Source organism: Bradyrhizobium sp. CCBAU 45389 (assembly GCF_028128625.1).
Classification (GTDB): domain Bacteria; phylum Pseudomonadota; class Alphaproteobacteria; order Rhizobiales; family Xanthobacteraceae; genus Bradyrhizobium; species Bradyrhizobium liaoningense_B.
Map to the genome: position 1 here is coordinate 774,569 of NZ_LBIY01000099.1, position 25,562 is coordinate 800,130.

General features: G+C 61.5%; 32 protein-coding genes and 2 pseudogenes. 19 read left to right on the top strand and 15 right to left on the bottom strand.

Going from position 1 to position 25,562, the window contains the following annotated elements:
• Nucleotides 1–15 precede the first annotated feature (15 nt).
• The 5 genes from XH79_RS42900 to XH79_RS42920 all read right to left on the bottom strand — a co-directional run bounded on the left by XH79_RS42900 (nt 16) and on the right by XH79_RS42920 (nt 4,286).
• Entirely contained in the window at nt 16–2,301 is a 2,286-nt protein-coding gene (locus XH79_RS42900; protein ID WP_271585640.1) for a glycosyltransferase family 4 protein, read from the bottom strand.
• Nucleotides 2,298–3,236: a class I mannose-6-phosphate isomerase gene (locus XH79_RS42905; RefSeq protein WP_038959692.1), complete on the bottom strand. Its 939-nt coding sequence runs from the start codon at nt 3,234–3,236 to the stop codon at nt 2,298–2,300. Before XH79_RS42905 ends, XH79_RS42900 begins: the two co-directional genes overlap by 4 nt.
• A gap of 196 nt (nt 3,237–3,432) precedes the next feature.
• Complete coding sequence (locus XH79_RS42910) at nt 3,433–3,867, bottom strand: hypothetical protein (RefSeq protein WP_014493202.1); 435 nt, start codon at nt 3,865–3,867, stop codon at nt 3,433–3,435.
• The gene (locus XH79_RS42915) at nt 3,848–4,096 is read right to left on the bottom strand and encodes a hypothetical protein (protein ID WP_162136847.1); all 249 of its coding nucleotides are present in this window, start codon (nt 4,094–4,096) and stop codon (nt 3,848–3,850) included. Before XH79_RS42915 ends, XH79_RS42910 begins: the two co-directional genes overlap by 20 nt.
• Nucleotides 4,097–4,106: 10 nt before the next feature.
• Entirely contained in the window at nt 4,107–4,286 is a 180-nt protein-coding gene (locus tag XH79_RS42920; RefSeq protein ID WP_014493201.1) for a hypothetical protein, read from the bottom strand.
• A 772-nt stretch (nt 4,287–5,058) separates the two neighbouring features.
• Here XH79_RS42920 and XH79_RS42925 point away from each other — a divergent pair.
• The 5 genes from XH79_RS42925 to XH79_RS42945 all read left to right on the top strand — a co-directional run bounded on the left by XH79_RS42925 (nt 5,059) and on the right by XH79_RS42945 (nt 7,670).
• A complete protein-coding gene (locus XH79_RS42925) occupies nt 5,059–5,286 on the top strand; it encodes a transcriptional regulator (protein ID WP_158332929.1) in 228 nt (75 codons plus the stop codon).
• A 711-nt stretch (nt 5,287–5,997) separates the two neighbouring features.
• Nucleotides 5,998–6,465, top strand: coding sequence for a hypothetical protein (locus XH79_RS42930; RefSeq protein WP_172646911.1), 468 nt, complete (start codon nt 5,998–6,000; stop codon nt 6,463–6,465).
• A gap of 16 nt (nt 6,466–6,481) precedes the next feature.
• A complete protein-coding gene (locus XH79_RS42935; protein WP_253590955.1) occupies nt 6,482–6,973 on the top strand; it encodes a hypothetical protein in 492 nt (163 codons plus the stop codon).
• A gap of 28 nt (nt 6,974–7,001) precedes the next feature.
• Nucleotides 7,002–7,208 carry a hypothetical protein gene (locus XH79_RS42940; RefSeq protein ID WP_172646909.1) on the top strand — a complete coding sequence of 69 codons (207 nt, stop codon included), beginning with the start codon at nt 7,002–7,004 and terminating at the stop codon, nt 7,206–7,208.
• 291 nt (nt 7,209–7,499) lie between these two features.
• The gene (locus XH79_RS42945; protein WP_209944356.1) at nt 7,500–7,670 is read left to right on the top strand and encodes a hypothetical protein; all 171 of its coding nucleotides are present in this window, start codon (nt 7,500–7,502) and stop codon (nt 7,668–7,670) included.
• 49 nt (nt 7,671–7,719) lie between these two features.
• Here the strand turns inward: XH79_RS42945 and XH79_RS42950 are convergent, their stop codons facing one another.
• Nucleotides 7,720–8,007 (bottom strand): helix-turn-helix transcriptional regulator, encoded by a 288-nt coding sequence (locus XH79_RS42950; protein ID WP_172646908.1) that lies wholly within the window; start codon nt 8,005–8,007, stop codon nt 7,720–7,722.
• Between the two features lie 73 nt (nt 8,008–8,080).
• Here XH79_RS42950 and XH79_RS42955 point away from each other — a divergent pair, with 73 nt between their 5' ends.
• The 4 genes from XH79_RS42955 to XH79_RS42970 all read left to right on the top strand — a co-directional run bounded on the left by XH79_RS42955 (nt 8,081) and on the right by XH79_RS42970 (nt 11,560).
• Nucleotides 8,081–8,533 carry a hypothetical protein gene (locus tag XH79_RS42955; protein ID WP_259193001.1) on the top strand — a complete coding sequence of 151 codons (453 nt, stop codon included), beginning with the start codon at nt 8,081–8,083 and terminating at the stop codon, nt 8,531–8,533.
• Entirely contained in the window at nt 8,533–9,111 is a 579-nt protein-coding gene (locus XH79_RS42960) for a hypothetical protein (RefSeq protein ID WP_172646906.1), read from the top strand. Before XH79_RS42955 ends, XH79_RS42960 begins: the two co-directional genes overlap by 1 nt.
• 116 nt (nt 9,112–9,227) lie before the next feature.
• Entirely contained in the window at nt 9,228–9,686 is a 459-nt protein-coding gene (locus tag XH79_RS42965; protein ID WP_172646905.1) for a hypothetical protein, read from the top strand.
• 143 nt (nt 9,687–9,829) lie between these two features.
• The gene (locus tag XH79_RS42970; RefSeq protein WP_271585642.1) at nt 9,830–11,560 is read left to right on the top strand and encodes an AAA family ATPase; all 1,731 of its coding nucleotides are present in this window, start codon (nt 9,830–9,832) and stop codon (nt 11,558–11,560) included.
• Here XH79_RS42970 and XH79_RS42975 read toward each other — a convergent pair.
• The gene (locus XH79_RS42975; RefSeq protein WP_271585643.1) at nt 11,475–13,133 is read right to left on the bottom strand and encodes a hypothetical protein; all 1,659 of its coding nucleotides are present in this window, start codon (nt 13,131–13,133) and stop codon (nt 11,475–11,477) included. The genes XH79_RS42970 and XH79_RS42975 overlap by 86 nt on opposite strands.
• A gap of 391 nt (nt 13,134–13,524) precedes the next feature.
• Between XH79_RS42975 and XH79_RS42980 the strand changes: the two genes are divergently transcribed.
• Nucleotides 13,525–14,109, top strand: a complete 585-nt coding sequence (locus XH79_RS42980; protein ID WP_271585644.1) for a hypothetical protein — start codon at nt 13,525–13,527, stop codon at nt 14,107–14,109.
• A gap of 96 nt (nt 14,110–14,205) precedes the next feature.
• Here XH79_RS42980 and XH79_RS42985 read toward each other — a convergent pair whose 3' ends face one another.
• Nucleotides 14,206–14,493, bottom strand: a complete 288-nt coding sequence (locus tag XH79_RS42985; protein ID WP_271585645.1) for a helix-turn-helix domain-containing protein — start codon at nt 14,491–14,493, stop codon at nt 14,206–14,208.
• 460 nt (nt 14,494–14,953) lie between these two features.
• Here XH79_RS42985 and XH79_RS42990 point away from each other — a divergent pair, with 460 nt between their 5' ends.
• Entirely contained in the window at nt 14,954–15,517 is a 564-nt protein-coding gene (locus tag XH79_RS42990; protein WP_271585646.1) for a hypothetical protein, read from the top strand.
• Nucleotides 15,518–15,559: 42 nt separating this feature from the next.
• Here the strand turns inward: XH79_RS42990 and XH79_RS42995 are convergent, their stop codons facing one another.
• Both XH79_RS42995 and XH79_RS43000 read right to left on the bottom strand, forming a co-directional pair.
• Nucleotides 15,560–15,838, bottom strand: coding sequence for a hypothetical protein (locus XH79_RS42995; RefSeq protein ID WP_271585647.1), 279 nt, complete (start codon nt 15,836–15,838; stop codon nt 15,560–15,562).
• Between the two features lie 279 nt (nt 15,839–16,117).
• Nucleotides 16,118–16,504 carry an addiction module antidote protein gene (locus tag XH79_RS43000; RefSeq protein WP_271585648.1) on the bottom strand — a complete coding sequence of 129 codons (387 nt, stop codon included), beginning with the start codon at nt 16,502–16,504 and terminating at the stop codon, nt 16,118–16,120.
• A gap of 96 nt (nt 16,505–16,600) precedes the next feature.
• Here XH79_RS43000 and XH79_RS43005 point away from each other — a divergent pair, with 96 nt between their 5' ends.
• The gene (locus tag XH79_RS43005) at nt 16,601–17,134 is read left to right on the top strand and encodes a hypothetical protein (protein ID WP_271585649.1); all 534 of its coding nucleotides are present in this window, start codon (nt 16,601–16,603) and stop codon (nt 17,132–17,134) included.
• A 387-nt stretch (nt 17,135–17,521) separates the two neighbouring features.
• A complete protein-coding gene (locus tag XH79_RS43010) occupies nt 17,522–17,773 on the top strand; it encodes an AbrB/MazE/SpoVT family DNA-binding domain-containing protein (RefSeq protein ID WP_271585650.1) in 252 nt (83 codons plus the stop codon).
• A 460-nt stretch (nt 17,774–18,233) separates the two neighbouring features.
• On the opposite strand, the pseudogene XH79_RS43015 reads toward XH79_RS43010, so the two are convergent.
• The 5 genes and pseudogenes from XH79_RS43015 to XH79_RS43030 all read right to left on the bottom strand — a co-directional run bounded on the left by XH79_RS43015 (nt 18,234) and on the right by XH79_RS43030 (nt 21,461).
• Nucleotides 18,234–18,697, bottom strand: a pseudogene (locus XH79_RS43015) (RES family NAD+ phosphorylase).
• 19 nt (nt 18,698–18,716) lie between these two features.
• Nucleotides 18,717–19,199 (bottom strand): type II RES/Xre toxin-antitoxin system antitoxin, encoded by a 483-nt coding sequence (parS, locus tag XH79_RS43020; RefSeq protein ID WP_271585651.1) that lies wholly within the window; start codon nt 19,197–19,199, stop codon nt 18,717–18,719.
• A gap of 521 nt (nt 19,200–19,720) precedes the next feature.
• A pseudogene (locus XH79_RS43395) lies at nt 19,721–19,824 on the bottom strand (transketolase family protein); the annotation flags it as partial.
• Between the two features lie 69 nt (nt 19,825–19,893).
• Complete coding sequence (locus tag XH79_RS43025) at nt 19,894–20,817, bottom strand: recombinase family protein (protein WP_271585652.1); 924 nt, start codon at nt 20,815–20,817, stop codon at nt 19,894–19,896.
• Nucleotides 20,754–21,461, bottom strand: a complete 708-nt coding sequence (locus XH79_RS43030) for a recombinase family protein (protein WP_271585653.1) — start codon at nt 21,459–21,461, stop codon at nt 20,754–20,756. Before XH79_RS43030 ends, XH79_RS43025 begins: the two co-directional genes overlap by 64 nt.
• Nucleotides 21,462–21,634: 173 nt before the next feature.
• On the opposite strand from XH79_RS43030, the gene XH79_RS43035 reads away from it, so the two are divergent.
• The 6 genes from XH79_RS43035 to XH79_RS43060 all read left to right on the top strand — a co-directional run.
• The gene (locus XH79_RS43035) at nt 21,635–21,847 is read left to right on the top strand and encodes a hypothetical protein (RefSeq protein WP_271585654.1); all 213 of its coding nucleotides are present in this window, start codon (nt 21,635–21,637) and stop codon (nt 21,845–21,847) included.
• 765 nt (nt 21,848–22,612) lie between these two features.
• Nucleotides 22,613–22,813, top strand: a complete 201-nt coding sequence (locus XH79_RS43040) for a hypothetical protein (protein WP_271585655.1) — start codon at nt 22,613–22,615, stop codon at nt 22,811–22,813.
• A gap of 382 nt (nt 22,814–23,195) precedes the next feature.
• Nucleotides 23,196–23,399, top strand: coding sequence for a hypothetical protein (locus XH79_RS43045; protein ID WP_271585656.1), 204 nt, complete (start codon nt 23,196–23,198; stop codon nt 23,397–23,399).
• A 363-nt stretch (nt 23,400–23,762) separates the two neighbouring features.
• Nucleotides 23,763–24,005, top strand: a complete 243-nt coding sequence (locus tag XH79_RS43050; protein ID WP_271585657.1) for a DUF6894 family protein — start codon at nt 23,763–23,765, stop codon at nt 24,003–24,005.
• 473 nt (nt 24,006–24,478) lie between these two features.
• A complete protein-coding gene (locus XH79_RS43055; protein ID WP_271585658.1) occupies nt 24,479–24,823 on the top strand; it encodes a hypothetical protein in 345 nt (114 codons plus the stop codon).
• A 328-nt stretch (nt 24,824–25,151) separates the two neighbouring features.
• The coding region (locus tag XH79_RS43060) for an ATP-dependent DNA ligase (RefSeq protein ID WP_442870031.1) at nt 25,152–25,562 on the top strand (411 nt) is incomplete at its 3' end.

A 25,562-nucleotide genomic window follows, 5' to 3' on the forward strand; every position in this document is an offset into this window, starting at 1 on the left:
GGATGAAAGGGAAATTCAAACACCCACGGCGCGTAAGGCCGTGGGCTTGTTCAGGCTGGTGTTGACGCGCGCGAGCTGACGAATCTCCGCAAGTCCAAGCAAATAGCAGACGACCGACTCGCCTCCACGGTTTTCGTTGGCGCGATCGGGATGCAATCCATCGCGGCAGCTCCCGGTGTGCGGATCGACCAGTGCCACGGACAGATCATTGCTGCCCAGAAACCAGCCGAAGGCGCGCATGGCCATGGTTTTCCACTCGGCATCGCCGTCCGCACGCCACGCCGTCAGGCAGGCAGCGATCGTTGCCGTGGCTTCCACGGGTTGCTGATCGAAGGCGCGGGGATGTTGCCGCTGTTCGCCGAAGCTGCCGGTGCCCACCGGCCGGAAATGACCTGCCACGCTCGTCTGCTGCGTCATCAGCCAGCGCAATGAGCGCAATCCCGCATCGCGGTATTGCGGCGTTTGAGTCGTCATCCCTGTCAGTATCAAGGCTTGCGGCAATCGCGCGTTGTCGTAAGCGAGCCCTTCCTCGAACCACACCCAGTCCGGCGTCTCTACCGACGCCAGACAGGACATCAACCTGTCAGCAAGCGCGTGCCGGACTTCCCTTGCGTGGAGATCATCCGGAGCAACAGTGCAATAAGCGTCCAGACCTAGCAGCATGAACGCCCACGCGCGGGGCGAGCTGAAGCTCTCGGCCGTCGACAAAGCCTGGGCGAACAAATCGGTGGCCCACCTGCGCCGCGACGGGCTTGCGTCTCCGCGCGCCGCCTCGCCCAATGCCCATAGCGTCCGCCCGTGACTGTCTTCCGAGCCTCTGTCCTCGAGCCAGGTTCGGTTGAAGCCCATGAAGTTGCGAAATCGCCTGATGTCGGGATTCCACGCATGCTGCACGAATGCTGCAAAGCGGGTCGTCAGGATTTCCGGCAACGCCTGTTCGCCGGGATTGTTGAGGGCGCAGGCCAAGAGTAACGCCCGGGCATTGTCATCGACGCAATAGCCGTGCGAGCGATCCGGCACCGACTGAACCGCGTGCTGGAACAAGCCGATGTCGTCGCACATCATCATGAAATGGCTGATCTGCATGTCGGGCGCAGCGGGGCCGCGTGGTTCCGGCGCGCCGGAATCGGGACGCGCAAAGACCTTGAGCCGATGACCCTGCCGCGCGGCCTCGAAGGCGGACATGTAACGCTCGGCCGTGCGTTCCCACGTCATCATCCGGCTCATGGCGTATGCGCGTTGGCCCATCTCTTGCCGGCGCGCGTCGTCGGTGAGCAGTTTGGCGATCTCACCGCCGGTCGCCGCCGCATCGCCGAATGGTACCAGAACTCCGCATCCGTCAGTAAGCAGCTCGCGTGCGTGCCAGTAGGGCGTCGACACCACCGCCTTCCCGAGCCCAAAACTGTAAGCCAAGGTTCCAGAGGTCATCTGGGCCTCATTGAGATAGGGCGTGACATAGACGTCGCACATAGAGATGAATTCGAGCAGCGTGGCCTGGTCCACGAACCGGTCGAGGAACACCACGTGGTCCTCGACGCCCAGCTCGCGGACCCGCGCCATCAGACTTTCGCGATAGGCTTCGCCCTGGTCTCGAACCAGATTGGGGTGCGTTGCGCCGAGCACGACATACACCGCATTCGCGCGGTGTTTCAGAATCGAGGGCATTGCATCGATCATGACTTCGACGCCTTTGTTGGGGGACAGCAGCCCGAACGTCAGAATGACCGACTTGCCGTCAAATCCGAGCCTGGCCTTCGCCGCATCGGGCCCGGCAAAGGCGACATCGGGAATGCCGTGAGCGATCACCTCGATCTTGTCGTCCGGCACGAGGTAGACGCTGCGCAGTAGCTCGCGGGCCTTGTTAGCCATCACCACCACCTTCGACGACGCATCGACGATGCGCTCCATGACCGCGCGTTGCTTGGCTGACGGGTTGGCCAATACGGTATGAAGCGTCGTCACGACCGGCATGGTCAGGCGCGCCAGCAGCGGGAGGATATGGGCGCCGGCTTCGCCGCCGAAAATACCGAATTCGTGCTGCAGGCACACGGTATCGAACCGGCCGGCATTCAGGAAATCCGCTGCACGCAGGTAGTCTTCGACATTGTCGTCCTTGAATTGGAAAGCGACCGCCGGCGGATAGTCGTAGGCCTGGCCGCGATCGGTCATCGCCACGATGCAGGTTTCCAGATCAGGGCGTGACGCCGATATCGCTCTCTGCAGGTCCGTCGTGAAGGTTGCGATTCCGCAACGGCGAGGCAGCGAGTTGCCGATAAGGGCGATGCGGCGGAGCGACGTCATGTCTGTGCCTCGATGATCTTGCCCGATTTCCTGGAGCCCGTGCCGGTGGATGCATCGGGAGACTTGGTCGCTCGTCCGGTGCAGTCCTGCAGCAGCGAAACCATGGGATCCGGTCCCGGATAGGCGACCAGGCCGCTCATTCCGTCCAGGCCAATCGCGATGCCGGCGCTGTCGGCCTCAATGAAGATCGCGTCACCGACGGTCGCATCCGTATGCCCGATGCGCGCCTTCCCCTCGATCACGAGCATCCAGGTTTCCCGGTCGGCATCGAGCGCCCACTGCGAATTGGCCTGGAAATCGACCCGCTCGAGCACGAATTGTGGGCTCGCGACGAGAATTCTTCGTGCGTCCGTGAGACGCCGCGGAGCGGATTGAGCCTGGGATGGCCCGGCGTCGGAAGCGGCCACCGCGTCGTCTTCGTGCAGCTCGCGGTGCCTGCCAAAGTCGAACAGGCGGAATGTCGTATCGCTGCGTTGCTGAATCTCGGCGAGCACGATACCGGCGCCGATGGCATGGATTGTGCCGCCGGGGACGCAGATGAAGTCGCCCTTCGCAACAGGGCGCCATTGCACGAGACCGGCGATCGAGCCGTCCCTGATCGCTGCGCGCAACGCCTGCGGCGTGAGGCGCCGCGTCAGTCCCAGCGCTACCCGCGCGCCCGGCGCTGCTGACAGGATGTACCATGCCTCGGTCTTCCCGTTCGGCAGATCGATGGCGTGCGCGAATTCATCGTTGGGGTGGACCTGGATCGACAGAGGTTGGCTGGTAAACAGGAGCTTGAGCAGCAGGGCGGAGCCTGGTGCATCTTTATCGATGCGCTCGAACCACAACTCCCCGACGGGGTCGCCCGAAACGTCGATGCAGCTCCATGGTCGGATGTCTGCGACCCCCCATGGTTTGCGCGCAACCTGCACCGAGGCATGTTCGATGGTCATGGATTGTCCTTACCCTTGACGCGCATCTCGAAGCGACTGCTGTTGGTCGGTGCGGTCGGTAAGATCTGGCGTGGCTAAAAAAACGTCGCGCTCGCGACGCGCGCTATCACCGCGATCCGATCGTGTCCTCCATCAGGTGGCTACTCCGGCATCCGATAACAACCTTTGCGCGTTCATAAAGACGGGCGTGCCTTCATCAATGTTCGTTGCCGTTCGCGTCATTCTTGTGCTTGTGCAGAAATCGCGCGATCTGCCCACGAAGCTCCGCCGTCTCCAGCAACTTGCCGACCGATCCAGCGGTGTCGAAGATCTCCCGCTGCAACGTCGTCGGCAGAGCGTTCCATTGCATGATGACAGCCGCGCCAAGACACCGCAGAACGCGTTCCTCTTCGCTTGCAAGGGCCGCGCCGCGAGATTGGTCCGGGCCTATGACATGAACTGCGTCGTGGTAGTCGTCCGCCAGTCTCTGCTCGTTATCAGCAAGCGATACGAGGCGGTCCTGCAGTTCCTGAAGTTTGCGGCCTTCATCCAGATCGGTCGAACCCTTGACCCGTTCGCCGTATTTGGCCGCTTCTGCACGATATTGTTTAGACTTGAACATGTCCGGCCTTTCATAGGCGCAGCCATCCATTACGATCAAACTCGATAGTCGACCAGAACAGACACGGCGGCGTTGCCGCAAAATCCGAGTTGCTGTTGCAAAGCGGCAGCGACGCGTCGACAGCGCGCTCCTCGACTAAGGTCGCCGTCTCTTTGTCCAGCTGCCTTTCCGCACAACATTCACGCCGATCATCCCGCAACGTTTTCTTTCTGCCGAGGCGAAAACCGTCTGCCCGCCGTTTGCTCTGGCGCGGCAGCACAGCCGTTCCCTCAGGCTTCGAGCTTATCGAACTCGTCAGGCAGCAGGATCTGGCCTCGCGGCGTGCAGATCCGCACGTCCATATAGCCTTCCTGCAAGAGCTCCCGCGCCTTCTTCAAGGCTGCAGCCACCGTGTCGCGACTCAGATTGACGCGGCCGGCTCCATTGTGGCCGCCAACCAGGTATTGCATTCGTGTTGCGCTATCCACGCGGGACAACCGCTGCAAATACCAGGAGCACAGGAAACAGCAGGAAGATCACCGGCGACACGATCCAGTCGGCTGCCAAACGAGATCGAGACATCCACGCTCCTCTTCCTTTCTTTCGGCGGGAGCGTTCGTTACCCTCAGTCACCGGTGGAAGCCGCAGGATGGGCGGTGATAAGCAACTCTACGCTTACGTCCTGGGAATAGCGAGCGCTAAAACGTCGAGGAACAGCAGCGAGATCGAATTTGCGGGGCTCTCCGCCTCGGAGTGAGTCGTTGGCTCGAATTCGAAGTCCGGAGCAGCTTCCACGAACGTCCCGAATGGCGATTGAGGTTCGCTCCACAACCAAGCAACTGTTCTGCGCCTCCCTGATCTATCGAAATAGGGACCCCGCAGCGTTGAGGCTGCCTCCGTTGGCGGTCGTCGGCCTCGCCGCACCCGCAGAGTTGAATTGAATCGTTCACTCCCCTGAGGCGGCGACGAAACAAAGTCAGACTTCTCAGCCGGCACGTGCTATGAGCAGTGATGAAGAGATTGTTCGTGGCGCTGATCGTTGCAGGGTCGCCACCACAGCCCAGACGCTCGACCCGACGACTGCTGGGACCGAGGCACCGATGGGCGCGACATTGAGATACGCCCGTGAAACCATCGGACGGGTTTGCAAAGCCCGAAGCGGGCGCCTTCCTGCCCTCAACCGAGCGCCTAATGAGGTCCGCTAACCGTTCCAAGCCGCATGTCGAGGCCGGAGACCATAGGATGAGTGACGATCGGGAACTTCATCGCGCTGCCAAAGCGAACCGAGAGCGCCTTGCGGTCGCGCATCGCGAGGTGGTCTTGCAAGAAGAGGCAAAAAATGCCGTTGATATTCGCGAAAACATGGCGCGCCTCAAGGAACTGAGATTGGCCAAGGAAGCACAAGAGACTCGAACGAAAATCTCCAAAGCAAACCAGCGCCCGGCGCCTAGGCCGGGACGATCCAGATAAAGCTGATTCAGTTAGCGGGACTTCCTGTTCAGGTTCGCCTTTCGCCGCCTTGCGTGAGCAGCCAGCTGCTGGCAGTCGCTCATTCTGTGCGACCCGCGCTTCTGCTTTTCCGCACCCATGAAGCGCAGTAGCTCGCGCGCGCCACGGTGCCCCCGTGAAAAGCCCGCCAGCGGCTGGTGCCAGGGCTCGAATTAGCTCGCGTTTGACTTCCCTGGGGCGCATAGTTGCACCATCACCGGTCCCGCAACCTCGGCATTACCGGTGACCGAGAGTTTTGTGCTCCCGCCTATTTGTGGGGAAGCACCCATGGCCCAATCTCAGCACCTGTCGTCCGCCGTTCTTCCGGCTCCATTTGAGCGCCCCGCCTGTCCGAAGTGCTACGCCGCGATGATGCTCGTCAGCATCGAGCCAGACCCCGCCAGGGACGTCGACTTGCATACGTTCAAATGCGCTGTCTGCAATCAGGTCTTTGAGACCCTTGCTGCTTATGAAGACCCCATGAAGTCCAAGGCCCTTGGCCGCTGGCTTCAAGGCGATTTGCACCCATCGAGGTGATTTCGTGGGAAAGATGAAGCCCGCCGGAAGGGGCAGCCAGCCGCTGCCGGTCGCGCTTCATGTGAATTCGCCGCCGGCGCTTGATGTCGGATGCCCCTCGCGCTTCCATCACCGTCGTATCAAGTCCCAGCGTCTATATCGAGGCCGCATCGTACAATGCGTGCTTTGCAACCTGATCGACTGAGCAAGGTCAGCATTTCGCGGGGCCCTCGTTTCGAGCGGCTATTCCTGAATCGGGGGTATGCGACCGACGTTGAAGGGCGAACAACCGCCGGTCGAGGGCGCTTCGACACCTTCAAGGTCGTCGAAAGAAATTTCGCGGCATTCAGGGCTAACGCGCATCTGTGGGCCAGAATGGTGGCCGACCAGGGCGAGGCCATGTTCGGTGCAACGTCTGTCGGAGAGCACAAACTGCTAGCTCTGCCGATGCAGGGAAAGCGCAAGAGGAACGGACGCTCCATCCCGCTCGTCCGCTATGCCGATTTGTTTCTCGGCAGCATGGGTCCATCCTACCATGATTTCCATTTGACGCATGCCACGACGCCGCGCGAGGCGTTTGCCGAGAGTGGACGGCTGGAGGCTCAGCGATTCCTCTTCGGCAACCTGGGCCGTGAGCCGATATAACAATGCGAATGCCCAGATGATCTGGGGCGGCGGGCGCCGCGTCCGGACCGAGAATCGTGCCGCGGCTTCCGCCGCGGTGATGGTCTGGTTCAGTCAAGTTGTCGCCGCGCAGCGGCGGACTAGCTGGGATTCAGAGATCCGACGGAAGTGGGCGGTGGAGCAGTCCGCACTTCGGTCGGAAGCGAAGCTGCATAGAAGCGTCATCGGGGTCAGAAAGATTCCGGCGGAGGGGCGGGCCAGAACCCTGCCGCAACAGATCGAGTGGGAGGTCAACAAGATCATCGGTCGCACCAACAAGGATACTTGGAATGAATTCGTCCATAAGATATCGCGCGATGATCGCATCCTGGCGGCCTTGAACGGCGCGGCCGCGGACCTGCCCGCGGGCGACATTCAGGGACTGATCAAATCAAAGGAATATCTGGTCATCATTGCGCAGTGGATCGGCACGCTCAAACGCGCGGGCACACACGTGTTTGATGAGAATATCGGGTGCTGTCCGTATTAAGCCCTAGTGTCCTAAGTTAGATTCTTGAGTGTCCTACTTTAATTTAGCAACCATCACGCCCCAGCGCAGTTTTCACCCCATGGCGTCGCCCAAGGTGGAAGAATATCGTCGCAGAGCGCGAGAAGCCGAGGCACTGGCCGAAGCCGTAGACGATCAAGCGGCTAAGGAAACGCTTCTGGAAGCTGCAGAGCGCTGGCAGAAGCTTGCCAATCAGGCTCAAAGGAATGGCTGGTAAGGCCGCCTCAGTTGGCGGCCTCTTTCGTCAGACGCCCTTGCCATCATCCTCTTCTGGCTCGTAGTCAAACGGTAGCCGGTGTCCTAATTCCCCTCCGCGACTGTCCGAATTAGGACAGTACCGAATATCGCGCGTTGGCTCCGGCTGGGATGGAAGTCGATCAAGAACAACGAGGTTCTCTACGGACAAAAGAACGCGTCGGCCTGCTCGATGCGCTGCATGGGTTCCAGGCTTGGATTGGCCAAGGTGTAGCGCGGTGGAAGTCTTAGCCGCCAACACGCGGGAGGTGCGATGTCAACCTTGGCAAAGCTGCTTGCGCGCAAGCAGGCGCTCTTGGAGCGACTGGAGCGCGATCCCGGCCACAACGAACGCGAAGAGATCGAACGGCTGCTCGCGCAAATCGAGACGGCGCTTAGTCTGCTGGTGCCGAGAGACGCGGCCGCCACGCCGAGTGAGGAATAGGACGGAATGCAGATCGGCCCGGTGGGCCCGAAGCCGCAAAAGAGGCCCGCTACGATGACGTTGCCTCGTCTCGGCTCTCGAGGATTACCGGGTGAAGCTTGGCCTCCCTCACCCGAATGCCCACGCCCCGCTCGGTGTTGTGCTCGTCCATCAGAAACTCGACGCCCATCTCCTGCAGACAATCGACGAGCGCCTTGAGAGTACGGTCGTGGGGAATGCGACCGCCATTCTCGATGTGCGCGATCGTTCGCTTCGCCACCTTGGATGCGAGCGCAAGTTCAGCCTGAGAAATCTCCAGCCAGGCGCGCGCAGACGCAATTTGCCTTCCGTTAACCATTATTGTGCATTTCTGGTGCACTTGTGCGCCACTGGTGTTAGAGTCCTGTCAACGCAACCGAACGAGGACTCTGATGACCTTCCCCGACACCGACGGCCAGCCGCAGCCGATCACCCCTGCGCAGGCCATTTCCGCCGACGACACGCCCATCTCCACCATCTGCTCCGAGGCTCCTGCCGAATCCGCCGATCGCGGAACGGTGTACGGACGCTACATCAGTAGCGCGGCTTGGCAAACCAGCCCGGCCCGCCTGGCCGAGCTCGAGGCTTCCGGACACCGGTGCCGGCTGTGCTTCGCCTCGCGCCGGGAGGCGAGGCTGGAGGTCCACCACCGCACCTACCGGAACTTCCGCTGCGAACTCGCCGAGGACCTGACGACCCTCTGCCATCCCTGTCACCTCGGCGTCACCGGCATGGAGCGCTTCCGCAAGTACGCGCGGTCGCCCTTCAAGCCGCCGCCGCCCACGCCGGCGGCGCCGCCGCCTCCCGCCCTCTTCGACTACCGCTCGCCCCTGGAGATCACCTGATGAGCATCGAGCACATTTCCCTTCGCCTCATCGGCATCGGCCCCATGCTGATGCGCAATTCGCGCCTGGGCGATCCTCTCGACCCCTTGGCCAAGCAGATCGAGGCCGTGACCGGCAAAAGCGAGAGGACCGAGGCCGACCATCTGCGGGTGGCGGAGCTGGAATTCCACGGTTCGCTGTACCTGCACAACGGCGCGCCGTGCCTGCCGGCGAACATGATCAAGAGCGTCTGCGTAGACGGCGCCAAGCCGACGAAGATGGGCAACACCACCAAGGCCGCCTTCCGCGCGGACGGCCCGGCCCTCCTGCACTACGACGGTCCCAAGACCGCGCCGGAGTTGTGGAAGGATGAGCGGTTCCGGTACCGCACGACCGTCCGGATCCGTAGGACCGGTTCGCTCACCGTCAGGACGCGGCCCATGTTCGACGGCTGGAGCGCCGTCATCCACGGCACGTTCCTGACCTCGCTGCTCGACCGCGAAGACATCGTCGCGTTCTACCGCGTGGCCGGCTTGTACGGCCTCGGCGACTACACCCCTGAGTTCGGCCGCTTCCAGGTGGAGGAAGTGGTCAAATAGCTCCCCGTGCCGGGGCGTGGCCCGGCGAGGCATGGCATGGCCCGCCGTGGATCTTAAGGAGAAAGATCCGCGCAACATCATCTATCGCAACGAACGCGCAGTCGACTGCGCGATCGATGGAGGCTGACCTGAAGAACTACGACGACAACGAACGCGGCGATCCCGGCCGGCACCGGCGCCCAGCATGGCCGCCCGCGCTCCGCTATTGGCGGACCGTCCCCGCCGAGGAGTTCGACGACTCCTCCAAGGCGGAGGTGAAGGCCTTCGTGCGCGGTACGACCACCACGATTCCGGAGTGGCGCCGTGCGATCGCCGGCGACACCGCGGCCGCCATCGCCATGGTGATCCACTGCAAGTCGCCCGACACCATCGGCATCAAGGTCGACTTCGCCATGACGGTTCTGCTGGCCTGCGCCTTCGACGATCCCGCCGCGGCGCTCGTGCTCTCCATCAAGCTTCGGCAGATGCCGCTCCCGGCCCGGCTTCGCAAGCAGCTCGCCACCTCGTGGGTGGTGGCGAACATGCTGTCGTCCCTCAAGCGGTCCGCGCCGCGCCGCAAGGGGCATGGCACCTGAGCGTCAAAGGCTTGCGACCAGCGCCTCTCCGTTCGCGTCGTCGGTAACTTGGACGCCGCCGGCGTTGAGCGACGAGTCGTTAGCCACGTCGGCTCACAACACCGACTTCAACCTCATCCGAACCCCAAGGTGATGACCTGACGATGTCTCCTACCCTGCCGAAGATCGCCGTGGAGTCGGACGGCCTCGCCGCCTCCGGCGACACGACGCCGTCCAAGGACGTCGCGGGCATGGGTCCGCTGGAGCTCGCGGTCTATCGGGACGACTGGCGGGACGCTGCGCAATTCAGGATGCGCGCCGCTTTCGTAAAGGCGATGAAACAGCGTGGGGCGGCTCCGAAGAGGGCCGGCAAAGCCCGGAAGAAGGCGTCCGACGCGCCTTCCAACACGTTCTCGCAACTGAGCCGCCACAGCTTCGTCGAGATGCTCGACGACGACGAGGTGGAGACGTTGCCCGAGAGGCCCAAGCCCGGTCCTTCGTACCCGGTGACCGCCGCCAAGGTCGCCGCGCGTCTCCTTCTCGCCCGTCTGTTCGACGGCCGCAAAGACGTGCTCGACCGGCTGAAGCTTGCGGCGCCGGTGGTCACCATCGACGTCGCCGAGCGCGACCTGCTGCAGGCCGTGATCGGCAACTGGCAGGACGTCCTCTTTCCGGAGGGCGTACGGGTGATGGATACCGGCAACTTGGGCCGGCGGGAAGATTTCGACATGGTCAGCCTGGCCATGACACAGCCCCGCAAGACCAAGGACACCGGCGAATTCGAGAAGCAGGCACTCTCCGCTCTGTGCCTGGGGCTTCCGTTCGTCGCGATCTCGCCCGATGCGGAATCGCACCTGCCGGCCGTGGTGTTGAAGTCGGACCCGATCAGGCTCGTGTTGCCGTCCATCGATGCGCGAGTCATCGCGCTGGCGATCCGGGTGGTCACCGGCAAACCTTGTCGCGAACTGCTGGAGGACGATGCCGCACGCTTGCTCACCGCCACCGATCTATCGATCGGCATCCGGTTCGACCGATCGCCGGAGGAATGCCTCGCCCAACTCAAACGCCTCGTCGACCTGAGGCGCGTGCCGGCGTCCGTTCGGGACATTTCGCTCGACGACCTGCACGGCATGGGCGAGGCGGTGCGCTGGGCAAAATCCGTGATCGCGGATCTGAAAATGTGGAAAGCCGGTATGCCCTGGTCGGCGATCGACGCCGGCGCGTGCCTGGAGGGACCGCCCGGCGTCGGCAAGACCACGCTCCCGATGGCCATGCAACGCTCGGCCGCCGAGCAGGGCATCAAGCTCGAGCTGGCGTCTTGTTCGCACAGCCAGTTTCAGGGCGCAGGCGACGGGCACCTTGGCCACTTTATGCGGGAGATGACCAGTTTCTTCGCGTCCGCAAGGGCAAAACCGCGGCCCGTTCTCGTCTTCATCGACGAATGCGATTCTTTCGCCGATCGATCCAAATTGCGTCCGAGTCATTCTCACCAGATAGCGCTCCATCGCCGCGACGGCGGTCGGCAGCAGGATGACGGGATAGGCATGCCCGCCGTTCGTCGGCACGATCAGACGCCGTTCCTCGTAGTCGGTCAGCGAGAACAGCGCCGCGCGATGGAAGCGGATGCGCGCACAGGCCGCCAGCGCCGCCAGCGCCGTCCACAACAGCGGATAGAACGGATCGCGCCGCCTGATGAATCGCATCCAGGTCTCCGGTTCCAAGGTTGCGAGCACGTCGCCGCGGGTGAAGCGCGGCGTCACCGCGCAGGGCGCCAGCCGCGGCGGGCTGGATCGCTTGCGGCGCGCCGGCCTAGCCACCGGCCGGCTCCGGCGGCGGGCCCGGCCTGGAGGCGCGCGGAATGCGCCGGCACTTGCGCTGCGGATCGACGAAGTTGAGGAATGTCAGCTTCGACCAGTCGGGACTGGGCCGCAACACGCCTTCACTTTCCGCGACCAGAAAGAGGTAGTCCTCCTCGACCGTGTCCGGATCGTTGCCGATCAGCCGGGCGATGCGGCGCAGGTCGAAGCCCGCCTCCCAGAACACACCGACGCAGGCGGTTTTCAGGTCGTGATTGGTGTGGGTGATCCCGACCGCCGCAAACGCCTTCTTGGCCCGGTAGCGGATATTGGTGACCTCGCCGCCACGGCCGTCGTGGACGACGTAATAGCCGCCCTTGTCGACATCGTGCCACTGCTCCCGAACCTGCTGGCGCCGGTCCTGCGCATGCCACCACCGAAAGATGCGCAGTGCCGCGGGAAGGATGCGCGACGGCCGGCGCGGCTTGTTGGGATAATCCGGCGAGAGCCTGCCGTTGCGGATGATCATGCGACGCGCGAGATCGATCCAGCCGCGGTAGTCGTCCTTCTTGTAGCCGAGCGAGCCGATCCGGGAGAAGCGGGTCCCGGTGAGGAAATAAATCAGCACGAACCGGATCACAGGAAAAAAGTAGAGGATATGCGTCTTGCGATTGGGAACGAACAGCCAGCGCCGCCGCCCCCCTTCCTCGTCGACCCATTCCCAGGCGAACCCGTCCTCGTTCCAGACGTAGCCGAGGCAGTAAACGATGATCCGGAGCACCTCGGGCCAGGTGAAACCCGTCGCCAGTCGCTGCTCGACGTTCTTGCGCGGGTAGGTGCGCCGGAAGCCGAGCCGGATCGGCGGACGAAACCGCCTTGTCAATTCCTTCAACGCGCACGCCAGGCGATACTGATATTGGGCCACCGTTCCGTCGGCGCCGCCCACCGGGTGGTCGCCTTCCAGCGGCGCCCCGTCCGTCACCAGTTCGGCGCGCAGCCATTTGTTGAAGTCGTCACCGACCTCTTCCGTATGGGTCGACAGTCTCCGGTCGCGAAAGAACTCCATCAGCTTGGTGACGTAGGGAAAATGCGCATCGAACCGGTCGAGGGGATCGCGGATCCCCCGCTCCCGGTTGTTGCGACGCCGCGCCGCCTCCTTTTCCTTGGCCAGCCGCTTCGGCTCGACCGTCTCGAGCCACCAGCGCAGGATCGTCGCATAGCGTACCGTGGTCGGCACATATTGCGACTGCAGGCGTAGCAGCTTCTCCTGCGCGTATCTGTCGAGCTTGACCCGCGCCGTCGGATGCAGCTGGGCCTGAGCCATGGTCAGCCCCGCCGCCGAGATCTCGGTCGATCGTTCGTCCCCGTTCTCCGAATTGCAGACGACGATCATCGGCCCGCGCTTGGCATCGGCGGCCCGGATCGTCAGATACGGCAGGGCGCCGCCGATCCCGAACCGTTCGTCGAGCTTGCGCAACACCTCGAGCGCCGGCTCGCCGTCAGTCCGGAGGAAGAACTTCTCGAGCCGCCGCTGCGGATCGAGCGGCCGGTGAAAATCCTGCGGATACGGCAGGTGATCGTCCGGCCGCGCGCGGCGCCGCCGCTTGCTCATGGCCGCCTCCGGGTCAGCAGCGCTGGCGAGCCATCGAGAGCTCCGGCCCGCGCCGGCCATCGCCGCGCGCGTGCCGGGCGGCCGCCGCCGATGAAGACCCGTGCGCGCACATCCGCGCGCGGGGCCACGCTTGGGGTCAAGGGGCCGGGCGGCGGCCTTGCCAGGCGGGCTTGGCCTGCTCTCGCCGGCGCGGTCCGGCCGGGACGGGGGCGACGACGAGACAGGACCACGGCTTGCCCTCCCACTTTACCGACATTAAACGCTACTAATGTGGCGACAATGTCACAACGATCCGGCTTGGAGGCAAGGCAGAACCGCACAAATCGAGGCAGAAATGCGTCAGAATCCCTGACTGAGGCCCGCCGAGGGCAGACCCGATTTCTTTCACGTTTTACGTCACTAAGGATTCGATTACAGTTTCAAGGATTCGTCATCAACCCAGGAACGCGCCGTGGTGACCTCGCTGAAACTCGCCGACGTGGTCGCCGGCGCGCTCGGTCTGCCGCCCAGGACCGTGGTCCAGCACTTGCGGAATCTGCAGAAGGCCGAGCTCATCAGCTTCAAGGGTTACGGGCGCGGCGCCGCTCACATGAGCCCGCACGACGCCGCTCGGTTGCTGATCGCGGCCGCCGGTTCCGATTTCGTCAAGGATTCGCTGACGACGCTTCGCGGCTTTGGCGCGCTGCTTCCGATCCGAACTGCGCTTGGTGAGGGGCAGCACATCACCCTCGAGGACCATTTGGCGGGACTGCTGACGAAACTGGCCTCCGAGGCCTCCGCCGAACCTGGTTCGGGCGCGGCGCAGCTCGGCCATCTGGACCTCTCGCTCGTCTCGGTCGCGAACATCGCGGCCCCATCACATGCGGCGATCCTGCGATGGGGGCCCGACGCATCCTCGATCTGCTTCGCCGCGCAACAATGGAAGCGGCCGATCACGTCCGTCGGAGACTATGCGCAGCTGGTCAAGGGCGCGGGCTTGATCCGGGAAAAGCACCTCACGCGCGAAGCGCTACAAGCTGTGGCGCACAGCCTGTGACGTCGCAGCCGGTTGTTCTCGCTAGGGGTGCGGCGACGCCGCAAACACATTCGGACAATTCGAGGAGGCGAGATGCTGAAGCGCATGCGGATGTGATCAGCGGCCGCCCGCCTGACGGGGGCGAGTCTTGCTGACCCCCCGCTTCTGCGAGGGCGCATCGACGCTCTTCGGCCGGTCTGCCGGGACTTTTGCAGCCGGCAACAGCAGCTCCGCGACCTCCACACCGAGCGCGAACGCGATCTTGTCCAGCGAGTCTAACGTCGGATTTGCGGTCGCAAGCTCGAGGGCGCTGATCAGCGCCTGGCGCAAACGCGTCTCGTCGGCGAGATCGTACTGCGACCACGATCGCTCCAGACGAAGCCGGCGGAGGTTGCGCGCAAGCAACCGCCTGGTGCGTTCCGGATCTCGTTCTCGCCGCCTCATCCGGCAGGATGATGCATCCCGCGAGCGCGAACAAAACACGCTTTAAAGTGTTAAATACGTTAAGACGTGTCCTGTTCACAAGAACCGGCAGGCGCCGGCCGCCTGGCGGAACAGCTTCGGGCCCGCAGCAATGCCAGGCGCCGTCGCCGCCACGGACCCCCGCGAATCGGATAGGCTGGCGCCCACATCAAACCGACTTCGTGATCCCGCAATGATGCAACGAACCGATATCGTCTCGGCCGGCATTCCACCCACGCGCCGAACTCGAGGAGATCGGCGAGCAGCGAACCTTATGGAAGTTTGACGGCCCCGCGCCGACCTAGCGGTCGTTGCTGGATCTCAAACGCGCTGCACGGCAGCAGGCCCAAGGCGGTACGGCTTGGGCCGACTTCCAGTCCGCGCATCTCGTCTCAATCATCCGATGTCCGCACCGCTCCGCATTCCCCGCACAACGCTCGACGGCTGGAGATCTGAGCTCTCCAACTGGATGGTTGCCGATGCATTCCGGCTTCGCGTCGATCAGATTGTTCGTCCGCTGCCACGACACGTCTTTTTCGGCCAGGCCGGACTCGCCTTTTTGCGGGATGCATGGATCGCCGCCCGTGCTGCAACCGCGCTGTCATCGGACCTGGTTCGCTTGGTGCCCGCCGATCGACCGGACTTCGAGATTCACATCGACGGCCAGATCCAGCAATTCGAGGCAACGGAGGCCGATCAGGATGGCCGCCGGCGCGGCGACGAACCCGCGCTTGCTGAGCTCAGTCCTGACCCCGTCGAGAAGTGGCGGGAGAGATTTGAAGCAATCCCGGCCGCACTCGATCAGGTGGTGACGAAGAAGATCGGCAAGGATTATCCGCCTGGCGTCGGCTTGATGATCTACGTCAATCTCGGTTGCTATAGCGCGTTCCTGGATGAAGGATTTCCCATCCTTCAGACCGGCACAGCAAAGGCGAAAGACACGTTCAGAAGCGTGTTCGTGATGTGAGAGGGCACATTGTACAAGCTGTGGGAAGATGGACGGCCTGCCTCAGGTCAATGGCCGTACTCGCGCATGGACGACTTCTAGATGGCCTGGAAGTTTCGTCATTTCGAGCTGCCCGACGATCACGCCTTCATCTACTCGATGCGCGGCCTGGCCGATGGCGTCTTCAAAGTCTTCGGTTGGCTTGCATAGGCTGCCACGTTCCAGGTGGCCGCGCAGACCACTCACAGCAAGGTTCTCTGGGTCATTTGCGGCATTTCTTACGTCATGCTCATTGCCTATTTGCAGACATTTCTGGACTGGATTGGTCAGCTCAAATTCCATGGATGGGCGCGTCCGCTGCGAGAGTATCGCCCTGGCTATGCCTCCAAACTTGGCGCGCCTACCGGATCACCCTGCCAAGCGCATTGACGAACTACTGCATTGGAATTGGCAGCCCCAAAGCGTCGCTCACGCCGCTTAAGCGCGATCAGCCTTGCCAAAAAACGGCGTAGCCGGGGCGATCGTTGGACGCGCACAAAAGCACCAGGGGGATTATCGACGGATTGACCGCCGCGCCAATGGCAGGTGGGATCGTCGCCCACCAGATAGCGCATGATGAGACTAGTATCGATTGCGAGCATGCCGCCGTTTCGCCTCCGCGGCGATCCCCGCCTCCATATCCGCGATCGACTTTGCTGGCCCCTTATATGGCAGGGACCCGAATACGCCTTTCGGTTGGGCGTGCAGTTCAACACCAAGAGAACCAAGTACTTTCATAACGGTGCTGAACTCGGGATGTCCCTCTGGACTAAGGGCCTTATAAAGGTTTTCGCGTGAAAGACCTGTATCCTTAGCAAGAGCGGACATACCGCGCGCGCGGGCAACAATGCCGATAGCGTCGGTGACGAAGCCTGGATCATTGGTTTCAAAGGCTTCGCTTAGGTAAGCGGCGATCGCCTCAGGACTGTCCAGATACTCGGATGCGTCAAATGGTCTAGTTTTGGCCATTGCTCTTCTCCAACGCCGCTGGCGAGCGCGCCAAATCACTAACGACAATTGGCCGGATTCTCTAACCTACGCCACGCCGTATTTTATAAGATACAAATGCCGCAGCAACAACTCAATGCCGTCGTTTCTCGCTCGATCTGGCTGCCAAACCACCGAGTCAACGGCGAGCTTGCGGGACCAGGGTCTTGCCCGGACGCGTACAATGCGCCCAAGTCCTCTTCCGCTCAAACAGAGATCCAGAAGTCCGCTTCAATGATGAAGTTTAAAGGCGCTTTCGAATTCGAAGCCTCAACACCGGTCAAGGCTGGAGATCCTGTCTACGCTCATCAGATCGCGCAATTGCACCGCTATGAACTTGCCCACTCCGACATTGACGCCGGCCATCTGACAATTTTCCGGTGGCGCGACGGCGGTTGGCGCCTCTTTTTCGATTTCCAGCGCAATAAGGGAGCGGCCAGCAACCTTGTGGCCTCAGCAGAGCAGTTCGCGAGAACTGCAGAGCTGGCGAAAGACGAAGGACTCCATGTTCGCAGAAATCCGGTTCGAGGTATTGGCGACCGGCTTATGTTGGAAATCGCGTCTTGTGCTGAGCCGATCGATTGTTCGGCAGCCTTTCGAGATGCCTGCTGAATGCCGGTCTGAAAAGTCGTTCAAACATTGTGAAAGCGATTGCCGTGGCGGCACCACTCGAATCCTTGTGACGATGATCGGTTCATGCTGGCGTGCGGTCGCGAAACGTGTCAATCTTCTCCTTCGGAATTTCTGGTATTCACAAGGCCGATGAGACGATCCGGAGCTGGTGGGTCGGTAATCTAAGCGGTGCTCATTCCACCTGCGCCGAGCTGGCAGACTCCGATTGAAGCAGAAAGACTCAGATTCAACGAGAAACGACACCGGGACCATAGGAGACTTTCACTACTCAGTTTGGATCACATCGAGAATCTCTTTGAGCGTCATAGCCTTGGGCGCCCAAAGTTCAATCGCTGGATCGGCCTGACAGACTCCAATTGGATGCGAATGACTCAGGTCGAACGCGAAACGACAGAGGCGTGCATGATTACGAGTAAACTTGCAACCAAATCTCAAACCACGATCCCCCAGGCAGTCCGATCCGCTCTGCATCTGAAGGCGGGTGACGAGATCGCTTATATGATCACTGGTGATAAGGTCGTCATGACAAAGGCCGAGCTTATTCTGGTTGATCATTGCTTCGCCACCTTTAGCGAATGGGGCAGCGAGGCAGATCGGAAAGCCTATGCCAACCTTTAAGTAGCGTGAAGTCGTTATGATTCCTTTCCCGACACGGATCGATCAACTCGTCAGCATCGGGCAGCACTCTGTCGGTTTGGCCGTTAGTAAGCGCTCCGAGAGCCTTTTCAGCCATCTGCGACAGGCGTAAAGGACAAACTGCCTCGAGTTGTTGCTTAGCGCCGAGTGGCGGCGGCAGACTCCGATTAAAGCAGAAAGAGTCAGATCGAACGAGAAATGACACATGTTATCGAGTAAGGCCGGCACTTCTTCGGAGATGCCTCCTTATGCGAAGAATCTTGCCTAGGCTAGCCGGCTCCTCCTTGCCGATTTTGGTTGGATCTGAGTCAAGCGCGCGGGTTCGAGTCTCCCTCTCTCCGGAACTCGTCTCGGCAAGCCGGCATCCAAGATGGAACGAAAAGATCTTCAGCTGCCCCTCTTCGATATTTTACACGCGGCCGGTCGGTACTACGCGGTCGAATTAGAGCGGTGATGTCGAAGGATGAAGGCGCGCATCGAGCGCGAACGCCGCCTTCGCCCTGGTCGGATCGAAGATCAGATTCCAGCTGTGATTGGACACCACACTTGAGATCACGACGAATTTGTGCTTGGCCAAGACATCACCGGACGCCTGCTGGCCCGCGCCCGGGATTCCCGGTCGCAGCCAATTGGCGTTCGGAACGTGGACAGGGCGAACTATGAACGTCTGACGCGTCGGCGATATGTAGCGCGGTCAGTACGTGCGGCAGAGTGTCGAGCGCTTTGAAGCCTTTGTGAACCGCCACTTCGAGTATCGTCGGTCGCTGGATCAAGCGCTCAATACACGGCGCGAACGCCTTTGTTGTTCCACCGGCCGTCGACCTGGAATGCACCTTCGCCACTATCCGAGGTCGACGCAAAGCGCGCCTGATCGAGGCGCCAAGCGATGAGCTTGCCGCCTCCCAATGGCTAGCTACAGAAGGCGTCATGCATAGACGCCGTATGCGAGGCGTGTGAGGTACTGTTCAACGAGCTCGATGCCCGCCGGAGTGGTAAGCAGGTCGATCGGGCGACGCTGGTCAAGACCAATGGCCGGACGCTCGAGCCACTGCTCTGCTTCTTCCTGCGAACCGAACACGTCCGTGGCCTTGGCCAGAATTTCGGCAAACTTCCAGGTCCGCCCGCTTTGCTCCTGGTTGAGTGGCTTGTCCGGAGCGCCTTTGCGTCGCTGAAAGGTGCGAAGGCTCATTCCGAAGGCTTTTTCCAGCGAGTCCGTTTGAATGAAGAGGAGGTGACTGACGAAGTGGGTCAGAGCGGAGCCCGGCAGTCCAGCCAGCAGCAGTTCGTGGGCTTCGAGGGTGCTTGTGATGCGGCGCGACAGGATGCGAGGCCCACCGAGCAAATCGGCTACCTTCTGCAGATCATTGCCTAGCCCCTTTGGAGCCGGTTTCTCGGCTGCAGCAGTCATAGTAATCCTCGCGTCATGTGTCGCCTAATATGTGTCACATGTCGCAACCGATCGATCGTAGCCCTCTGTGTAACTCGGGCGAACTTGGTTGCGAAGGGCAGCGGGCACTTGCTGACGGATGCACAGCGATGAAAAGCCGATACTCTTGAGCCTGATGGCGGAGAGAGTGGGACTCTCTGCCACCCAACGAAAGATGCCAAAATCCGCAGAAAAATCAGCCTGTTACGGACGCCCGATATTCGGACCGTGTACCACAAACGTGTACCAGGGACAAGCGTGTCAGCGAGCCGGACGCAGCGACCGAATCCCTGGAAGGCGATGCTTCGTCAAACGCAGTACAGGCGTTTTCCGGTGACGACCGTACGAACTGTGCCCCGCCTCGGCGGGGCATTTGCACAGTCCGATGCCGCGCCAACGAAAGCGCCGCATCAAAGGACTCACCTGAGCAGAAAGCTAAAGCGATCTGGCCGTCGAACGGTGTCCCGGGGGCTAATAGAGGCTGTCTCGACCTGTGCGCGCCCTGCGATGGCGGGCACCAGCTGCTCGATCTCATGGCATCGCAGGGATCGATGACTGTCATGTTCGGCATCACGCGAAACAGCGCGATATCCTCTGCGACCTGATAGCCTGCCAACCTAGGAAGCCTCAGTTCTTCGTCAAAGGCCTTGGCGGCTGTTCGGTGGACGCCTCGACCTCAATGGGAGGAAACCCGCGGTTCGCGGGCCAGCTTCCGCTTTAGCCCATGAATCAGTTCCGCTGCGGTCTTGAACCTGCGCCGATACCGCTTTTTCACGACGGCCTCGGTCATGATCAGCGGACGCTCCGGAAGGCCGGTCATCGACGTTAAGATAAAGTCCACCGGCTGGCGGTTCTGCTCATCCAACCTGACCACGACCACGAGACCAGGACGGGCCTTCGAGCCACGCCGCAGTGTCCACGCCAGGCAATGCCTTTGAGAATGTTTCCAGGATCGGACCATGCGTAGCGATACGAAAGACCCATCTTTCACAGCCATGCAGCCACCGGCTCGCTCCGCTATGAGATCAGGACCCACGCCCGGCACGCGGCCGGCGATCTCGGCAGCTAGCTGCTTGATCAGATTGGCACGCTCGCCGCGCGTGTCCAGGTAGCTGTAGTCGCCATCCGGAACGTAGCCGATCAGGGCATAGGCGTTACGAAGGCTACCGAACCTCCGCTCGTACAGGTCGGCGCTGGGGGCTCCATTGACCCGATTGATCGCATTGTGAGACAGAGCGCCTAGCCGGTGCTGAAGAACGCGCAGTTTCTTGAGCAATTCATCTGAGGAAAGCCGTTGCCGCAGTCGTCGCTCAATAATTCGTTGAGCGGCGTCAAAGACGTTCCGCGGCACAATCTGCTCAAGTGCGTCGACCCCTCGTATCCACTTGGCCTTGGCGTTGATGACACGGCGCCCTCGCAAGTAGTTCGATGTCCGGCAGTAGACCGTGTTGCCAGTGTAATTCTCGTTGCGAAGGATGCGACCGATCATCTGAAGATTCCACGGAACGCGTCGATGATTGGCAACGCCTTTCGCGTTCAGCTCGCGGGCGATAGCGGTCTCCTCCTTCCCGCCGACGAAACTTTCGAATATCCATCGCACGACCGCGATCTCATCGGGTGGTCAGTCTGCAAGGCCTTTTGCTGGCCATGTTCGAGAAATCCCCTTGACTTGCCAGTTGCGTCGATCAGCTCTCTGCGCAGTGCGAAGCCGGGCCGACCGCCCACCCAATAGCCAAGCCCTGCAATTCGACTCTGCCCCGCAAAAACCTTCGCCGACTGATTCCGGCTGTCCTCCGCTGCCATCAGGCGCTTCATGTTCTTCCAGAGGCCGGACATCGGGCTTCCGTCGTTCTCGAAGACCTCGGCGCAATAGAACACCTTCACACCGGCCAACTTGCAGATGAACTCGTAATAAGCGCTCTCGTCGGTGTCCTGAAATCGACCCCAGCGACTGACGTCCCGCACCAGGACATTCCCGAAATCGGCGGCACCCGATTGAACGTCGTTGATCAAACCGATGAGCCCCAGTCGGTTGTTGATCCTCAGTCCGCTGATGCCCTCGTCGATATATGTGCGAACGATCGTGAGCCGATGCTCGGCTGCATAGGCCGCGATGAGCGCCATCTGGTTTGCGATCGAATATTGCTGCCGGTCCGTCGACATCCGGACGTATTGCGCAGCCCGGAGCTCGCGCTCCCGACGCCGGGGCAGCCTGGCATGCTGGACAGTGAGCTCTGTTCCCATGGAAGGCTCCCGACCTGTGCAGCTGTCAGCCTATTCCAAGCTGCCTGAAAACCAAGAAGTGTGAAGCTGTTCACCCCCGCCGAATCTCTTCTCGCCTACAATAGGAAGGTCCCCGTCCGGGACGCTTATCCGGGAATGGACGAGTCGGAGCTGGCGAAGCTGGAGGAGCGGCCATGAAGCCCCACGCCATGAGCAAGTATTTCGGTAATGGTGGCCACGTTCTGCGCCAGCACAACAGCGCCGAGCTACAGTTCAGCTGGCGCGGCAAGTCCGACGGATCGGCCCGCTATGTCGAGCGTGTCAACCGCTACGCGCGCAATGGCGTGGAATATCCCAGTCTTGCCGCCCTGCTGCGCGCCGTCGAGGCCGAGCACGTGCGAAATTGAATGCAGCGCCCCAACTACATGCTCATGGAAATGACGGCTGCCAAGCCCACGGCGGCCGCACCCCACGCCAGCGCGTGCAACATCCAAGGCCGCATTGTCACTGTCGCCTCCTCCCATACGATGGGAGGATGCGGGCGGCTCGCGTGCGCCAATTGAGATAGATCAAAGGCCAAAGAGTAGCGCCGCCGTGGCGGCCACGGTGAAACACCAGCGCCAATGGCAAGCACAAACACAAGTTGTTCACTGCCCATGTCCCTATCCTAATGTAGGTTGAGTGGGGCTGGCTATGCAAGTTTGTGCCAGATTCTCCCGGAAATCAGGTCGGGCGAGTTGAGGCCAAGGTAACCGGGCCAGCGTTAGGGCATCACGCCAGCCCAGACCCAACCTGCATCAACTAGCGATTGGGGCAACGATCGCCCCCCGCTTTGCAGCATCCCAGTCTGCCTCTGCAGCGCAAAAAGAAGGCCCAAGCCGGTGTAGGGGGCGCCCGGCTCGGGCCTTTGCTGGGGCATTTGGTATTGGGAACAGATGCGAGCAGGCAACTCAGCAAATGTCAGCCAGTTCCGTAAATGACCCAAAGTAAAGGACCGCTGCTTTTGGACAGCGGCCCCTCACGCTGCCGGGCTCAATAATTCCGAAATGAAATGCCTTCGCCAGCCCCGGCATTGCCGAATTTTCCCGATACCTCTGGTTCCAGCTATAACGAATGTGAATCGATGTCCCGATTTTATTCGCCCGTGGTACGATGCTCTTCAAGGGGGCATCATGAAAGACATGATCGACCATCTCGCGACGTTGCGAGAGCAGATCGTAAAGTGCGAACGGCTAAGGGATGCAGCGAAGTCGGAAATTAAGCGCGCAGCCTTTGACAGAGTGGTCACTCATTACAGGGTTCTCGCGAAAGAGCTGGAAACCGCCATCGCGCTGGAACGGTCACGGGGGAAGAGCGCCGGGAATCGGGCCTGAACGCTCCTTTTATTTGAACCAAAGGGACTGGCTCTAGTTTACCCCCACCACCGGCCAAGGCTTTGTCCATAGGCGTCGGTGGCTGAGAGACCGAGAGCGCTCCCGCCTGCATAGCCAGGGAGCGCCGCCATGGCCGACCAGTCCCCCATCCAAGGCCGGATACCTTCCTAGGACGAAAGACGTAAGAGCCGTTTCCGAGAGAACGAGGCGAAGTACGCCAAAAGTCGGAGGTCTCCTATGTGCAGGAGTTAACAATTGAGGGGGAATAAGACCGCCGACCGAAGTAGTTTCCCAATCATCACCGCACGCCACAGTGGCAAACATCGGTGGTGACGAGAACGCGGTGCAGCGCTCCCGCCTAACTCAGACCGGGGAGCGGATCATGGCTAAGCGCCGGCGTCGCTTCAAACAAACGCAATCTCTAGAAGAGCGACTTGCCGCAGAAGCCGAGCGCCTGCGGGCAAGTGCAAAGACGGCTCCCCCAGGTGTCAGACGGCAAGAGTTGCTGCGCAAAGCCCGCCAATTCGAAGAGGGCCTGCATATGAGCGAGTGGCTGAAAGCGCCCGGCGTCGAATTGCCAAGGTGACGCCAAGATCCAAAAGGCCCCCAGCCTCCGTCACGATGAGACGCCGTCGCAGGAACAATCAAGCGGCGAATGAATCTTGATAGCAGTTCTCGTCAATCAGGGGACTTGCGATGCGATATGTTGCGTACGCGGTCGATGCAGGAGGCGTTGTCCGTGCAGTTTATGAAATCGATTGCCCCACGGACACAGACGCCCAAGCCCGATCCGAGAAATTCTTAGAAGCCCACGCTGCTGTTGAGGTGTGGGACGGCCCTCGCCAGGTTGCTCGTCTCGTTCGTGAGAGCGGAGTAGGACAACAGAGGTGAAGGGCTGGAACGCGCAAGCTACTGCGCGTCGCGGTGTGTAAAGCAGGGCTCACTGCTCATGGCGCGGTATTATTTCGATCTGAGGGACAAAGACGGTCTCGTGGTTGACGAGGAAGGTTCGGAGATTGCAGACATGGAGGGCGTGGAGCGGGAGGCGTCCCGAGCAATGGCCGATGCCGCCCGGGAAAGTTTCCAGCGCCCGACCAAACCTGGAGAAGCCTCTATTGAGATCCGCGACGATTTTGGGCCAGTGATGCGGGTTCAGTTCACCGTCCAGATCGAACGCCTCAGGAGACAGTAAGGTGCCACGGTTACCGCCGTCCCGTTGATGTATCTCAACGGTTCAGCCCCCTCCTCCCGGTGAAACTGGAGCACGACCGAGCTGGAGAAACAGACCGAAGCCAGAGAAGCAAAGCCGAGCCGGCCGGGTCATTGAGAAGTACGCGCCGAGCTGCGCGCGGTCATCCAGAAGCTGCGCCGCAAGATGAACCAAGGCCGCCCTGCCAGGCGCCAAAAAAAGTCGGCCCCAACTCGGGTAGGAGGGAACGAGCCGGGGCCGAAGTTGCCGGGCTAGCCAAGGCTGTCTCGCTAGCCCGGGCGCAATAACTCGCATGAGCCCGTCTAACCAACGATTGGGCAACCGGCGTACCTCGGATGTGCAGTGTCTTAGTCTGCCATCCGTGTCGCTGCCTCTTCGACAGTCGCTTAGATGAAGCGACTCGCATTCCCGCCGAACGTTGCCTATCTTGGACCCCGGTCAGTGGAGTTCTGCGTATGGCCTCGCAGTCCATCATTCCGAACGATCGCCTCGACAAGGATTTTTACATCGTCCTTGAGGACTTCCAAGACGGTGCGGCCTTCCGCGAGACGGACGAGGGCATCGACCACTGCACGCTGATTGGCGACCTGCTGGCCGGGCAATATGACCGGGTGCTTCGCGCGGTCGCGTTCAATCCGGTCGAGGGCTGGTCGCGCGACGCATCCGAGGACATCGCGCGCAAGCTCGAGCGCAGGATCGCCGCCGAAGATCACGAGATCTCAGACGCCTTGAAGGATTTCATCGAGAGCCAACTTGGCCGCTCGATCGGCGTGCAGCTGGCGCTTCCACTTCGGTCCTAAAGCACCAGGCTCACTAACCAGATCGCGAGCGAGCAGCAGACCGCAATTCCAAGGTATGGCAATGCAATTGTCATCGGTGCCTCACTGTCGAAATCCCGACGCTCAAATCGACCGCAAGATTCGCATATTCGCGGCCGCGTGACTATCTCGTTCTCATGTCACCTGCGTTCGAGTTCTGCCTGCCCACCGCGGCCAAGGCCGTCCCCGATGGTCCCGACTGGTTCCACGAGACATGACGGCTATCGGCTGCGCGTCGAGCGGAGCGGCCGCAATGTACGTCTGATCACCAGGAACGGGCACAACTGCGACCGACCGCTTCCCATGGATCGTGCAGGCGGCGCTGCGCAACCGCGCGCAGCAATTCGTCATCGACGGCGAGGCCGTGGTGCTCGGCGTCGACGGCGTCTCCGACTTCGACACACTGCACTCGCGCCGGCACGACGACGAGGTGCAGCTCTACGCCTTCGACGTCCTCGCGCTCGGCGGCGAGGATCTGCGCCAGCTGCCGCTGGAGATGCGCAAGACCAACCTCGCCCGGCTGCTGCGCGGCCGACCCGACGGCATGTTCATCGCCCCGTTCGAGAGCGGCTCGATCGGGCCCGACCTGTTTCGCGCGGCCTGCGACCTCCGCCTCGGAGGGCATCGTCTCCAAGCGCCGCGATCGCCGCTATATCGCCGGCCGCACGCGCGAATGGCTCAAGATCAAGAACCGCACCCATCCAGCCATGAGCCGGGAGCT